The sequence below is a fragment of the Galactobacillus timonensis genome, assembly GCF_900240265.1.
GTDB lineage: Bacteria > Bacillota_I > Bacilli_A > Erysipelotrichales > Erysipelotrichaceae > Bulleidia > Bulleidia timonensis.
In genome coordinates, this window is the sequence record NZ_LT964739.1 from 571,991 (window position 1) to 584,570 (window position 12,580).

The 12,580-nt window shown below is 50.4% G+C and carries 15 protein-coding genes; 3 read left to right on the forward strand and 12 right to left on the reverse strand.

Annotation, left to right across the window (positions count from 1 at the left end; translation table 11 throughout):
• Positions 1 to 13 precede the first annotated feature (13 nt).
• On the forward strand, positions 14 to 454 hold the full coding sequence (locus C1714_RS02670) for a GNAT family N-acetyltransferase (protein WP_102341738.1): 441 nt from the start codon (positions 14 to 16) through the stop codon (positions 452 to 454).
• Positions 455 to 500: 46 nt separating this feature from the next.
• On the opposite strand, the gene C1714_RS02675 is transcribed toward C1714_RS02670, so the two are convergent.
• The 6 genes from C1714_RS02675 to C1714_RS02700 form a co-directional block, all read right to left on the reverse strand.
• Positions 501 to 1,328 (reverse strand): M15 family metallopeptidase, encoded by an 828-nt coding sequence (locus tag C1714_RS02675; protein WP_102341739.1) that lies wholly within the window; start codon positions 1,326 to 1,328, stop codon positions 501 to 503.
• Positions 1,329 to 1,334: 6 nt separating this feature from the next.
• Positions 1,335 to 1,850 carry a QueT transporter family protein gene (locus C1714_RS02680; protein ID WP_102341740.1) on the reverse strand — a complete coding sequence of 172 codons (516 nt, stop codon included), beginning with the start codon at positions 1,848 to 1,850 and terminating at the stop codon, positions 1,335 to 1,337.
• Between the two features lie 92 nt (positions 1,851 to 1,942).
• Entirely contained in the window at positions 1,943 to 2,467 is a 525-nt protein-coding gene (locus tag C1714_RS02685; RefSeq protein ID WP_102341741.1) for a cysteine hydrolase family protein, read from the reverse strand.
• A complete protein-coding gene (locus tag C1714_RS02690) occupies positions 2,460 to 3,170 on the reverse strand; it encodes a 5'-methylthioadenosine/adenosylhomocysteine nucleosidase (RefSeq protein WP_102341742.1) in 711 nt (236 codons plus the stop codon). The genes C1714_RS02685 and C1714_RS02690 overlap by 8 nt, the downstream gene beginning before the upstream one ends.
• Positions 3,167 to 5,131: an alpha/beta hydrolase family protein gene (locus C1714_RS02695; protein ID WP_102341743.1), complete on the reverse strand. Its 1,965-nt coding sequence runs from the start codon at positions 5,129 to 5,131 to the stop codon at positions 3,167 to 3,169. The genes C1714_RS02690 and C1714_RS02695 overlap by 4 nt, the downstream gene beginning before the upstream one ends.
• The gene (locus C1714_RS02700; RefSeq protein ID WP_102341744.1) at positions 5,128 to 5,679 is read right to left on the reverse strand and encodes an NUDIX domain-containing protein; all 552 of its coding nucleotides are present in this window, start codon (positions 5,677 to 5,679) and stop codon (positions 5,128 to 5,130) included. Before C1714_RS02700 ends, C1714_RS02695 begins: the two co-directional genes overlap by 4 nt.
• 43 nt (positions 5,680 to 5,722) lie before the next feature.
• On the opposite strand from C1714_RS02700, the gene C1714_RS02705 reads away from it, so the two are divergent.
• Positions 5,723 to 6,148 (forward strand): nucleoside 2-deoxyribosyltransferase, encoded by a 426-nt coding sequence (locus C1714_RS02705; protein ID WP_210115240.1) that lies wholly within the window; start codon positions 5,723 to 5,725, stop codon positions 6,146 to 6,148.
• 15 nt (positions 6,149 to 6,163) lie between these two features.
• Here the strand turns inward: C1714_RS02705 and C1714_RS02710 are convergent, their stop codons facing one another.
• Both C1714_RS02710 and C1714_RS02715 read right to left on the reverse strand, forming a co-directional pair.
• A complete protein-coding gene (locus tag C1714_RS02710; RefSeq protein ID WP_102341745.1) occupies positions 6,164 to 6,934 on the reverse strand; it encodes a tyrosine-protein phosphatase in 771 nt (256 codons plus the stop codon).
• Positions 6,931 to 7,791 (reverse strand): NAD(P)/FAD-dependent oxidoreductase, encoded by an 861-nt coding sequence (locus C1714_RS02715; RefSeq protein WP_102341746.1) that lies wholly within the window; start codon positions 7,789 to 7,791, stop codon positions 6,931 to 6,933. The genes C1714_RS02710 and C1714_RS02715 overlap by 4 nt, the downstream gene beginning before the upstream one ends.
• A gap of 116 nt (positions 7,792 to 7,907) precedes the next feature.
• Here C1714_RS02715 and C1714_RS02720 point away from each other — a divergent pair, with 116 nt between their 5' ends.
• Positions 7,908 to 8,570, forward strand: coding sequence for a CHAP domain-containing protein (locus C1714_RS02720; protein WP_102341747.1), 663 nt, complete (start codon positions 7,908 to 7,910; stop codon positions 8,568 to 8,570).
• A gap of 34 nt (positions 8,571 to 8,604) precedes the next feature.
• On the opposite strand, the gene C1714_RS02725 is transcribed toward C1714_RS02720, so the two are convergent.
• The 4 genes from C1714_RS02725 to C1714_RS02740 all read right to left on the reverse strand — a co-directional run bounded on the left by C1714_RS02725 (position 8,605) and on the right by C1714_RS02740 (position 12,484).
• Complete coding sequence (locus tag C1714_RS02725; RefSeq protein WP_102341748.1) at positions 8,605 to 9,087, reverse strand: low molecular weight protein-tyrosine-phosphatase; 483 nt, start codon at positions 9,085 to 9,087, stop codon at positions 8,605 to 8,607.
• 831 nt (positions 9,088 to 9,918) lie between these two features.
• Complete coding sequence (locus C1714_RS02730; protein ID WP_102341749.1) at positions 9,919 to 10,464, reverse strand: nitroreductase family protein; 546 nt, start codon at positions 10,462 to 10,464, stop codon at positions 9,919 to 9,921.
• Positions 10,465 to 10,833: 369 nt separating this feature from the next.
• A complete protein-coding gene (locus tag C1714_RS02735) occupies positions 10,834 to 11,682 on the reverse strand; it encodes a patatin-like phospholipase family protein (RefSeq protein ID WP_102341750.1) in 849 nt (282 codons plus the stop codon).
• 109 nt (positions 11,683 to 11,791) lie between these two features.
• Complete coding sequence (locus tag C1714_RS02740; protein WP_167849904.1) at positions 11,792 to 12,484, reverse strand: GIY-YIG nuclease family protein; 693 nt, start codon at positions 12,482 to 12,484, stop codon at positions 11,792 to 11,794.
• Positions 12,485 to 12,580: the final 96 nt, after the last annotated feature.

The following is a 12,580-nucleotide window of genomic DNA, read 5'->3' on the forward strand; positions in this document are numbered from 1 at the left end:
GGGAGAGAATACGATGCTTGCATTGATCAAACCGGAACGCGACGAACTGGACTACCGCGCCAAGCTGCTGACGAGGCCACATAATTTTGACTTCGGTGAAGAGCCGCAGACGTTTTCGGAAGAGGACTGGGACAGCTTCACAAAAACCTGGCTCTCTGACGATGCGAAACACATCTACCGCTACGGCTATTGCGAAGAGTGCGGCTTCTCTATCGGTGCAGCCAGCCTTTGTTCAACATCTTCCGATGCCTATCAGCTGCGGATTCTGATTGATTACAACATGCGCAAATGCGGATTTGGAGCTTCGCTGCTGGATCAGATGCTGGAACTGGCAAAGAAAAACGGCGCCTCCCGAGTGTATCTCACTCTGACGCCGGAAAATCCTTATTTACCGTTCTTTACAAAGCGCGGCTTTGAGCACGAGGCAGCCGATACCTACTGCCGCATTCTTTGAGCTCAACCGCTGCCCTCAGTGTCGGTTGAAGAAAAGGTGCAGAACCTTATCCCCGGTTCTGCACCTTTGTCGTATTCGTAGTTTCATTATCGGCGTAATCGCCGCCTTCCTGATGGAAGTATTCCTCGAAGGTTTCCGAAGGATCCGTCTCATAGATCTTCGTCGCATAGTCAACCCCGACATAGCGGAAGTGCCATGGCTCATAGGAATAGCCCGTAATGTCGTCCTTCCCCTGAGGATAGCGGAGAATGAAGCCATAGAGATGGGCATTCTTTGCCAGCCACTTTCCGGCGTCCGTATCCTCAAACGCCTGCTCAAAGTTATAGCCGTCAAAACTGCCATCACCCTCAACAAAGTCACAGGCAAGACCCGTCTGATGATCCGAATAGCCCGGACGCGAACTGATCGCATCCGCACGCTCCTTCCCGTACATATTCACATACTGCGAATACAGAGACTGCTGATAGGACTCCGAACGATAGGCACTCGAAACCTTCAGCTCCACACCATCCTCTTTCGCATCTGCGGCCATCTGCGTCAGAGCCTGGCTCGCCTCGCTGCGCATCGTTACGTCGGAGTTCGTCGTCGGTATCATCACCGCCACAAGATCATCCGGCTCATACCCCTCCGGAAGCTTGTGTTTCTTGTTTGCCAGTATCAGAAGAGAATCCGGATCCGTAAAGAGTGATGGATCAACGGTCGGCTCCGGCGTCACTGCCGGTGCAGCTGCCGCCGTCGGCGAAGCCGACGCCATAGTCTTTTCGGCGCGCTGAACACTGGCTTTGTGCACAGCGAAGCCGATGATGGCAATGGCAACCGCCGCCGCACAGACAACCGTCACCAGTCTCTTTTTGTTTATCCGTCTCTTCTTCATAAATACTTAGTTATTTTCAGGGAAAAGCTTCGTCTTCGCCAGCATCCGTACCAGGATCAGTCCCAGAATCACCGCCACCACTTCGCCGACCGCGACCCAGGCACCATTGATCAGTATGCTCGCAAACACATGGTCCGATACCGGGAACAAAACCCCGAGCTCCGTCCCGACAAGCACAAAGTTCCAGATCACCGGCATCGCCATGGATAATACCGGAACCCCTTTGATTTTCCTGTCTCTGAACTTCCAGGTAAAGTACGCCGCGCCAAGCGTTGCCAGCGTACCGACAACCGCATCGATCGCTCCTGTCGGATTGACGCCCGTCATGGCGCCGAGCAGATTCGTCAGAAAGCATCCAAGCGTCACGCCCCAGATCGAAGGCTCATAAATCAACGGCAGCATCGTGAGGGCTTCCGCGATGCGCACCTGCATCATGCCGAACGAGATCGGCGCAAGCGCAAGCGACACCGCCGTGTACACTGCCGCAATCATGGCAATGTACGCCATTTGTTTCGTTTTCATTTTCAAACATCTCCTTATTTTAGCTTTACGTCAGGTAGCCGCTACTGACGACGGGAAACGAACCCGCATCGCCTATTATAAGAAGGTTTGCCTTATTCCTCAATCTGAATCTGACAGCTGCGCATCGTCGTCAGCGCCGCTTCGTGCGACTCTGGCGTAACACCTGCACAGCACTTCGGATCCAGTGAAATGTTCACTTCCGGAAGATATGCCTTAATCAATAACGCATTTGAAATCACGCAGATGTCCGTACAGAGACCCACGATCTCAACCTCGATCGGACTTGCCGCATTCAGCTTCTTCAGATACTCCGCCAGTTTCACGGAACCAAAGGTCGGTTTATCGAAGATCACGCAGCCAGACAGAAGTTCATCGATGCCCGGATACAACTGCCAGCCATCCGTTCCCTCAATGCAGTGCTCCACCGGCAAGTGTCTACCCTCATAGGTTTTAAGATAGTTTTCCGGATGCGTGTCACGCGTCGCAACCACATTCTCCGGCTCATAGGTGCGGATTTTCTCCTTCACCGCCTCAACAATGCTCTGCGCCTCCTTTGTGCCAAGAGACCCGTCGATGAAATCCCTCTGCATATCGACGACAACCAGAATCTTACGCATCTTCCATTTCCTCCATCATGCGAAGCGTAATCTTTGCACAGTGCTTTGCCGCAATTGCCTCAAACTGATCGTACTGCATGATATCCGAACCATCAGCCTTGTCCGAAATCGCCCGCAGGATCACAAACGGCACATGGTTCAGCCAGCTCGCCTGCGCAATTGCCGTCCCCTCCATCTCGCAGCAGTCTGCCGCAAATGTATCACGGATCCACTTCTTCTTTTCCGGATCGCGGATGAACTGGTCCCCCGAAACAACACGACCCTCTTTCGCATTTACTTCAGGCGCCACGTTCCTCACCGCCTGAAGCGCCAGCCTCCGCAGCCGCTCATCGGCTTTGATCGGAAACACATCATGTCCCATCTGCGGCACTTCGCCCGGCGCATAGCCGAATACCGTCGCATCCACATCGTGATAGATCGCATCTCTCGATACAAGGACATCCAGAATGTTGAGATCATTGTTCAGCGAACCGGCGACACCCGTATTGATCACCTGATCCACACCGAAGCAGTCCACCAGAATCTGTACACAGATTCCCGCATTCACCTTGCCGATGCCGCTGCGCACCACGACGGCCTCACTCTTTCCGATCGTCCCCTCGTAGAACGTCATCTGCGCAATCGTCAATTCATTTGTCACGTGCATCGCATCCTTGAGCACATCCATCTCAACCTGCATCGCACCGATAATACCTGTCTTCATTTGCCTTCCCCTGTATGGGCATCAAACCACGCTGTCATCTCTGTTAAGCGCCGCAGGCGATGCTTCGGCAGACCAGAGCGCGACAACTCATGGTTCTCCCCATGGAACAATACCATCTTCGTCTCGACGCCCTGATAAGCCAGCGCCTGCATCATGGCCATCCCCTGCTCCAGAGGGCAGCGATGATCCTGATCACTGTGAATAAACAGAGTCGGCGTCGTTGCGCCTTCCACATACTTCAAAGGCGAATGATCCCATTGCTTCGCATAGTCAAACGGTGAATCTGCACCGCACTGATCACTGTCAAACCACGGCCCGATATCCGCAATGAACGTCATCGCCACCCAGTTTGAGATCGAACGCTGCGAAGCCGCACAGCAGAAACGGTCCGTATGCGTAATGACCCAGTTCGTCATAAAGCCGCCATAGCTGCCGCCCGTAATGCATACCCGATCCGGGTCAATCGAAGGATAGGCCGCTAAGGAAGCATCGACAAAGTCCATCAGATTCTTATAGTCCACATCCCCGTATTTGCCGCGAATATCCGCAAACGCGTCGCCGCGCCCATCGGAACCGCGGATATTGGTAAATAGAACAATGTAACCTTTGGCTGCCCAAACCTGCATCTCATGAAAGAATGTCTCGCCATAGACGCAGCGTGGTCCTCCATGCACATCCAGAATGGCCGCATACTTTTTCTGCGGATCATAATTCTCCGGCAGCAGCGCCCAGCCATGAAGCTGATCCGCACCGGAGACGTAATCGATCCGCTGCGGTTTTGCCACGTAGCAATCACGCATCACATCATCGCAGAAGCTGGAAACTTTCCTTAGTTCACCATTTTTCCGGTTCAGTGAATAAACTTCGGCCGGCGCCTTCCAATCCTGGTAAATGACAACGATTTCCTCTTCATTGATCGCAAAGCTGCCCAGCGTCCCGGCGCGCTCCCACAGCTTTTCACAATGGAACGACGCATCAAAGGCATACAGCACCGTATGATCCTCTTCTGTTGCGAATGTGTAGAAATGATCCTTAAAAACATCCTGACAACTGGAAATGTCCAGCGTATCTCCAATCACCGAATTATTGAGCGATACCGAAGGAACATATTTCTCCACAAGCATATCCTTCGTCACCAGATAGATATTGGCTGTCTGGTTGACGCCATACGTCTTGAGGTCCGAGGCCTGCGCATACAGCTGATGATTCAAAACAAACAGCGAAGCAAACTGATAATCACTCCTGCCATAGATCGTTTCGATCGTATCCGAATCTTGTTTCCAGCGGTAAACCTGGTTCATGAGCGGCTGACTGCCATCCCATTTCGTTCCAGCAAAGTAGATAGTATCTCCATCCACGCTCATGTCCGCAACATCAAAAAGCGGCTCCGTAATTCGCTTCAGCTTCAGTGGATCCAGTTCCATCAGAAATAAAGCCTGCCGCTTCTTATTGGTAAAGTGACGGCCGTTGATCCAGTAAGGGATCTCATCGAGCACCTCGTAGTCCTCTTCCCCCTTCACTGCTTCGATGTATTCTTTTTGTTCACGTTCAGTTTCCCGATAAAAATCAGGGTGCCCTGCATCAATGGTCGCGGTCACCGCCCATTTCCCGCAGGCCAGCTTCTTCATCTGCGAAACTAACAACGGCAGCTGCCCCACAAGGATCGCCTCCCCACCATGAATATCAATGACATATACATCGGTATAGCCGGGCTTTGTATCGCTGGAAGAGCGGCGCAGATACAGATGACAGTCATCATTCCATGCAAGTATGCCCGAGGAGAGGCCGGCGGTCAGCTGACGCACCTCTCCATTTTCATAAAGCCAGATATCCGTCTGATACTGGTTTTTGTCCAGCTGGCTGCGCGTCACTTCAAAGGCGGCAACCGTCCGGGACGGGTTCCAGGTCAGATTGCCGGGCACCGCATATTTCGTAACGTCTTCAATCGTAATCGCTCTCATCGTTTTTCTCCCATATATTCGCGAACCAGGAAAGCCATCACCATTGTTTTGGCGTCGGTGACTTTTCCTTCTTTAATCTCTTCAATCAGATCATCGATTTTCATCTTTGATACATTGAGCTGCTCATCCGGATCCAAATGCTGGCCAAGGAACTCTCCTTTTTCAGCATAGTACATGTCAATGACTTCTTCGTCATAGGCAGGCGTCGGTACCATCTGGCCAAGATAATGCCACTCCTTGCCTGCAAAACCGGTTTCTTCAACGATCTCGCGCTGCGCCGTTTGGAATGGTTCTTCACCAATCTCTTTCTTTCCGGCCGGGAATTCGAGCATCGGCTTACGCTGCGCATAGCGCCATTGCGTCACAAGAAAGAACGTATCATCCGTATCGTGCAGCGCAATCGCAACGCCGCCGCGATGTTCCACCACCTCACGCAAAACAATCGAGCCATCCGGCATCTGTGCCTCATCTTTACGTATCTGAAAGACAGCACCTTCATAGATGCGCTGGGAACGTATTGTTTTCTGTTCCAGATCTTCTTTTTTCATAACCCTCACCCAATGTCCTAATCTTAGCGCATATACTTGTATTATGAAAAACGTCTATTTTGCCGGCAGTATCCGCGGCGGCCGCGAAGATGCGGCACTGTATCACGAAATCATCTGTCACATCAATAAGACGGATCATGTTCTGACGGAACAGGTCGGTAACATGAACCGATCTACCAGAGAACAGGGCCGCAAAAAGGATGCCCTCATCTATGCTCAGGATACGGCATGGATTCAGGCCTGCGACATCGTCATCGCCGAGTGTACACACCCGTCTCTCGGTGTCGGCTATGAGATGGCATACGCCGAAAAATACAATAAGCCCGTCTTTATCTTCTATCGCAGCGCAGAAACACAGTTATCCGCCATGTTAACAGGGGATCCTTACTTCCACATAGCATCCTATTCATCCAAAGAAGAGCTGCTGCAGATGATCGATGAAGTATTACAAAAACCCTGCAGCGCATGAGGCTGCAGGCAGTAATCATTGTTCCAGATAATAATCCCTGATTTGGGAAACATCATGATCGCTGAGGCTGTACTCCTGACGAACATAGTTGTCGAGACTTCCGCAGCGTTTTTTCATTTCGGCAAGAACAGCTTCGCCGATCTCAGGCCGCACACCCTTCTGCATCAACAAAAGCTGCCTGGCCTCGGGATGGGATTCGATGCGCTGCGCCTCCTGTTCCATGCATGCGGAAATGCGGCGCTGAAAATAGACGTTGCTTAACAAATAATCTTTAAGGATCACTTCCTCAGTAACGCCCAGCAGCGCTTCTACAACCATCGCCGCGACGCCAGTGCGATCCTTTCCGGTTGCACAATGAAACACCAGCGGAACATTTCGTTCTTTGATCGCATTGACCAGAACATGGAAGGCTTCATTATGAAACGGCATCGCTACATAATAGCCTTCCAGCCGGTGCAGCTGATCGATGCCTTCTTTTCCGATCCGGTGCATGCCAGCAGGGGAAAAATCAATCTGTTCCCCGCCCGTGCTAACGACGCCAGAGTGTCTCAGCATCGTTATGTTTTCAAATTCCGGATCTGGTTTGGCAGCTTCTTCCTCCGCTGTTCTTAGATCCAGGATGCAGCGGATATTGAGGCTGCGAAAAAAGGCCTTCTCCTCATCATTCATCAGATAAAGGCCGCCGGATCTGTAGATCAGACCTTCCCGGATCTGGCGGCCGTCCGCTGTACGGATACCGCCAAGGTCACGGAAATTGATTTCATCATGCATCGCGGAAATGTTCATTTTTTCAAGGCCTGCTGCGTCAGATAATTGACGGCTGAAAGAGCAGCGATGTTTCCCTGTCCCGCCGACTTAATGTACTGATAAGGAAGTCCGGCGATGTCACCCGCCGCAAACAGTCCCGGCAGCGACGTGCTCATATCAATATTGACCTTCACGTGCGGCCCAACCGTTTCCAGTCCCGGAACAAGCTGGCCTGGCGCAATGGCTTCGCGCAGAATGAAAACGCCGTCCACCGTGTGGACCCCGGCATTGGTCTTTAAGCCGGTCACCTTCATTTCACCAAGAATTTCCTGCGGCATCTCGCGTACCACCTCATAGCCGCCTTGAGATACTTCATCTTTGTAGAGCGGGAAGTACAGTACCTTTGCGGCATAGTCGCACAGGAACTTTGCTTCGTCTTCTTCCTTCGGGCTGCCACCGATCACTGCAACCGTCTTTCCTTTATAGAAAGCGCCATCGCAGGTTGCGCAATAGCTGACGCCGCGGCCAAGATATTTTTCTTCGCCCGGATATGGCTTGCCATTGACGACACCCGTCGCAAGGATGACGCTGGAAGCTTCATAAGAATTCTTTGCGCCCTGCAGCACAAAGGAAGAGCCCATGCTGTAGACAGCCGTAATCTGATCTTCCGTAATGGAGACGCCCATGGAAGCCGCATGATCCAGGAAGCGCTTTGCCATTTCAGAGCCAGGAATTTCCGGCAGGCCAAGGTAGTTCAGCACCGTATGTGCCTTCTCAACCTTTACGCTTGAATTCTTGGATCCAATCAGGATGATGTTCTTTTTTCGTATGGTAGCGGTAATTGCCGCTTCAAGGCCCGCAGGCCCCGTTCCAATAATCGCAATATCGTAAGTCATAATTAACCTCCGTTTTGATAAAGAATACTATACGGATCCGGATTTTCCGTCATGAATGCTCAAAAAAAATCAAGGGTTGATTCATTCCTTAAGATTGTATAAAATTTAGGCTATCGATGAAAAAATTACTTGAAAAAATTCTGGCCGCTTTCATGGCCATGATCCTTGTATTCGGCGGGACCATTGGTTTTAAATCTATTGTTTCTGCTGAAGGGAACAACCCATATTCCGGCGGCTGGTCCAACTGTACATGGTCCGCATGGGCACTGGTCTATGAGTCAACCGGTACGGAACTGCCTCGCTGGGGCAATGCAACCAACTGGGCTTACAACGCTGCTTCCCAGGGCTGGTACGTATCTGCGATTCCGGCTGCCAATACGGTTGTTGTATGGGTTGGCCATGTCGGTTACGTTACCGCCGTATCGGAAGACGGTCAGTCCGTCTACATTCGTGAAGGCGGCATGAATGGCGGCTACAGCGAAGGATGGTATCCTGCTTACGGTCCCCGTTATGGTCAGACTTTGATTGGTTATATCTATGTGGGAGGTACTGAGCCATCCACTTACTATCGTCCGGAAGATCTTGCCAGCGGCTCTTACAGCTCCGCAGAAAATCAGCGTCTCGTTGAACAGGCGCGGATGATTCAGGAAGAGGAGCAGTCCGTTGTCCGTATCGAAGATGTTTCCGGTACAGATACCGTAAAGTCTGAGGTAGAGGAAGCGCAGAAGGAAATCGCGAAAGAGGACGCAGCTTCCGCAACCATTATCCCGATCAAGTAACAGGCAGAGTAAATCGCTCCGCCTGTTTTTTTTGTCATTTTGATACAGCCTGATAAAGCGCATTGCAGCCAAGCACAATATCATCCCATGCATCCTGGAAATTGCGCGTATACCAGGGATCCGCTACGCTGCGGTCCAGCCCAGCATAGGAAAGCAGAAGATGAATCTTATGATCCGGATCGTTCCACTTCGCACGCATCATTTCTATATTTTCTTCATCCATGCCGATGAGAAGATCATAGTCGCAGTAATCCTTGGCCTGTATCATGCGTGCGCCTTTGGCATGAACCCCAAGCTCATTGTCTTTCGTTCCGATCCCGTGAATCATCAGCTGGTCCAACGCCGGTGGATAGATCGGATTCCCGCGTCCCGCAGGTATCTCCTCCCGCGTCGTAGCACGAGATTCAATCACAAACCGGTCCGCATCACCGTTTCTATTCACAAGATCCTTCATGTAGAATTCTGCCATCGGGGAGCGGCAGATATTGCCATGGCATACAAACAGTATTTTCATCATCACGTATTTAACCTCATCAATAATAACGAATTGGGAACTTTCGATTTCGCCGTCTAAGTAATAAGTGTGGAGAGAAATCTCTACATCGGTCACTATACGGTGGCGGCTGTCCTTCCGGTGTGCAGTATAAGGCATCAGGGAGGTGAGAACATTGTACCGGGCCTCCCTTATTGAATTTCCGGTAAGGAGGTATCCAATGACAATTGAGGAAATGGGGCTGATTGTTTCACTGATTGGAATCGTTCTCTCTGCGTTCAGCCTTGGTTAACGGGTTGGACGTGGTTCAAAAAAATGACCGCCTAGCACTTGAAAGTTAGCGGTCATTTTTGCTAACCGGAAAGGGCAGCGGTCATTGGTGACCCTTTTCCAGTTTCAGTATAAAAGATATAAAGATAATTTCAATTGACGCTTAGATCAATTTGTTCCAATAGCTCACAGGACCTTTTTGGGAACTTTCGATTTCTCCGTCTAAGTAATTAGTGTGGAGAGAAATCTCTGCATCGGTCACTATACGGTGGCGGCTGTCCTTCCGGTGTGCAGTATAAGGCATCAGGGAGGTGAGAACATTGTACCGGGCCTCCCTTATTGAATTTCCGGTAAGGAGGTATCCAATGACAATTGAGGAAATGGGTCTGATTGTTTCACTGATTGGAATCGTTCTCTCTGCGTTCAGCCTTGGTTAACGGGTTGGACGTGGTTCAAAAAAATGACCGCCTAGCACTTGAAAGTTAGCGGTCATTTTTGCTAACCGGAAAGGGAAGCCGTCACTGGTGACCCTTTTTCCATCTTCAGTATAAGGGATACGTGGATAAATTCAATAGTATAGAATCGCTATTTTCCGGCCGCCGGAATGGAGTAGACACGGTTTCCTTTCCTTGCCGGTGCAGCCATCTTTTCACCCTCCGAGTATCCGACAATGACATTATCAATGCCAATATAGGTATCCGGATCGATGCCAGCACGCTTCAGAATACTCTTTCCTTCTTCTGTCTCAAACTGCTCTTTACCACGATGAATCCAGCAGGAGCCAAGACCCAGAGATTCTGCCTCATTCAGCATATTTGTAATAACGGCGCACCCATCATAAAGACCGGTTGGATTATCTCTCCTTGCCAGCACGCACAGCACTGCCGGAGCCCCATAGAATGCATCGTTTCCTGTCCCCATAATCGTCCCGTTGATGTGTCCAAGCTGACGCACCGTTGCCTGATCCGTAATCTTCAGGATGATGACAGCCTGGCGGTTCATCCCCGTCGGCGCATATAGTCCCGCTTCAACGATCCGATCCAGCAGATCTTCCGCCACCACCTGTGACGTATATTTCCGGACGGAACGGCGGCTTTTCAACACCCTCAAAATATCGTTTTCATTTGTCATGATCAGTTTCTCACTTTCTTTTTATTTCTGCGGCTTCACTACTCTGGCAACTTACCATCCCCATTATAGTCTTCAAACAAATCTGTCAAAACGAAACCGGCTTCCAACTGCCCATCGATCTGTTTCTCTGCATATGTGAAAACTGCATGCCGCTCTCGCTCATTTCCAGTCGTTTTCTTTGATCCGGGTTCTTTAACGAATCAAAGGCAGACGATGGATGCCAGGATCATAGTTTCCCAGGAAAAGACTGCCTTTACAAAGAATACAAAAACATTCCCGGAAGATCAGCTTCACTTCCCTGACCCAGCAGTTTGAAACAGGATGGAAACCAGCGGTCAATGGTCTCAGCATTCGTATCCTGATCATTCATCACTTTGAAAGAAACTGCTTCACCGTTTCTCCCTCCTCATATCCATGACAATACAGGTTATCAATCGCTGCATGATCCTTCTTCAGTGTCTGCATGCCTTCGATGGAGCTGGGAGCGACAATCAGTACCCTTCCCTCCTTCTCCAGCTGCATCGCCTTATCGAGCGCCGTATTATAGCGCTCGCTCTTTTCATGCATACCTTCCGCGGCCTTCGGATAGCCTTTGCGACGGAGCCACTTTTCACTGAGACGGTAGGCTGTGGACTGAGTAATATGTTCCTTCGGCTTCGTCAAAATCAGAATCACCTTGTCGCAGCCATCCGCAAGTGCCTTATCCAGCGGAATCGGATCCGCAAGACTGCCATCCACATAGGGAACACCATCAATGACAAACGGTTTCGACGCAATGGGTACGCAGCTGGACGCCTTCAGAGCATCATAATGATCCGCTGCCATCCCGTCATCGAGCGTAAAGTACTTCGGCGCGCCGGTAACGGCATTGCAGGCGACAATATAAAACTCTTTGTTTTCCGCTTTTGCCCTGGCAAAGTCCAGTGGATATTCACCGTTGGAATTTGACAGTGTCCCATAAATATAATCCAGATCCAGATAGCTTCTTCCATGAAGGATATTGGAAAAACTCATGTACTCTTTGCGGAAGGCAAAATCAGTATAAAACTGGCGGCAGCGTCCTTTCTGATGCGCAAAGTAAGTAACGAGATTTGCGCTTCCTGCCGATACGCCGATGCCATAATCCACCATGATTCCATCATCCAGGCACCGGTCCATGACGCCGCAGCCAAAGGCCCCGCGCATTCCGCCGCCAACATCGATCATTCCAATCTTCATCGTGTTCCCCCATCATCCTGTTTGTAATCGTGACCTGATCTTTATATCCCTTTTTTATTCTTTTGTTTGGCAACAATTTGTTGATTTTGAAGCTTTGTGCTTCTCGTAACTATTTCCAGTTCGAGGCACCGCCCTTTGTCATATTGTACGAATGCGTCGCATGATAAAGGTGAATCAGTTTTTTCTCCATCGTATTCAGCTCTTTGCGTTTGCAGGGAACGATGCGTACATAGGCATACATGCCATATTTCAGATCCCCATACACCTTCCCATTGCCGCGGCCGGCGAAATGGTTATACACCCGCTGATACACGGTCAGCGACTGGCCGACATAGACATTGTCATAATGCAGCAGATCATCGAAATCATTAAGCGGATCACGGTATGTCGCAATGACGTAACAACCCGGACCGTCATGGTACTTATAACCTTTATGTTTTCTGGCGTCGATAATCCAGTGGGAAAGAAACTCCTGACTGCTCTCCCATTTTCCATCCGCATTCATCGTTCGAATCAAAATGATGATGCCGCAAAGAAAGAAGACAACGGCGCCGGCCAGCACCATGATCCGTACCGCCAGCGGCACCGTTACACCAAATTTCAGTACCAAAAACACAACTGCCAGCACACCTGCAATTGAAAACAGAAATCTGACTGCTTTTCGTGAACTTCCTTCATGAAGATGATGCGGATCCGCATTTAAAACCGGCCGACTGTCCCAGCGAACCAGATTGCCGTCCTTATCAAACTCAATCGTATAGATGACGCCGCAGCGTTCCTCATCCTTCGCCTCAAAAGTCATGCCATGATTGTAGCAGGATGCTGAGGCTGCCACAGGTTTCAAAAAAAGGAACTGTCTCATCAACAGTCCCCTTTTGCAGGAGTATCCTGCGTCTTG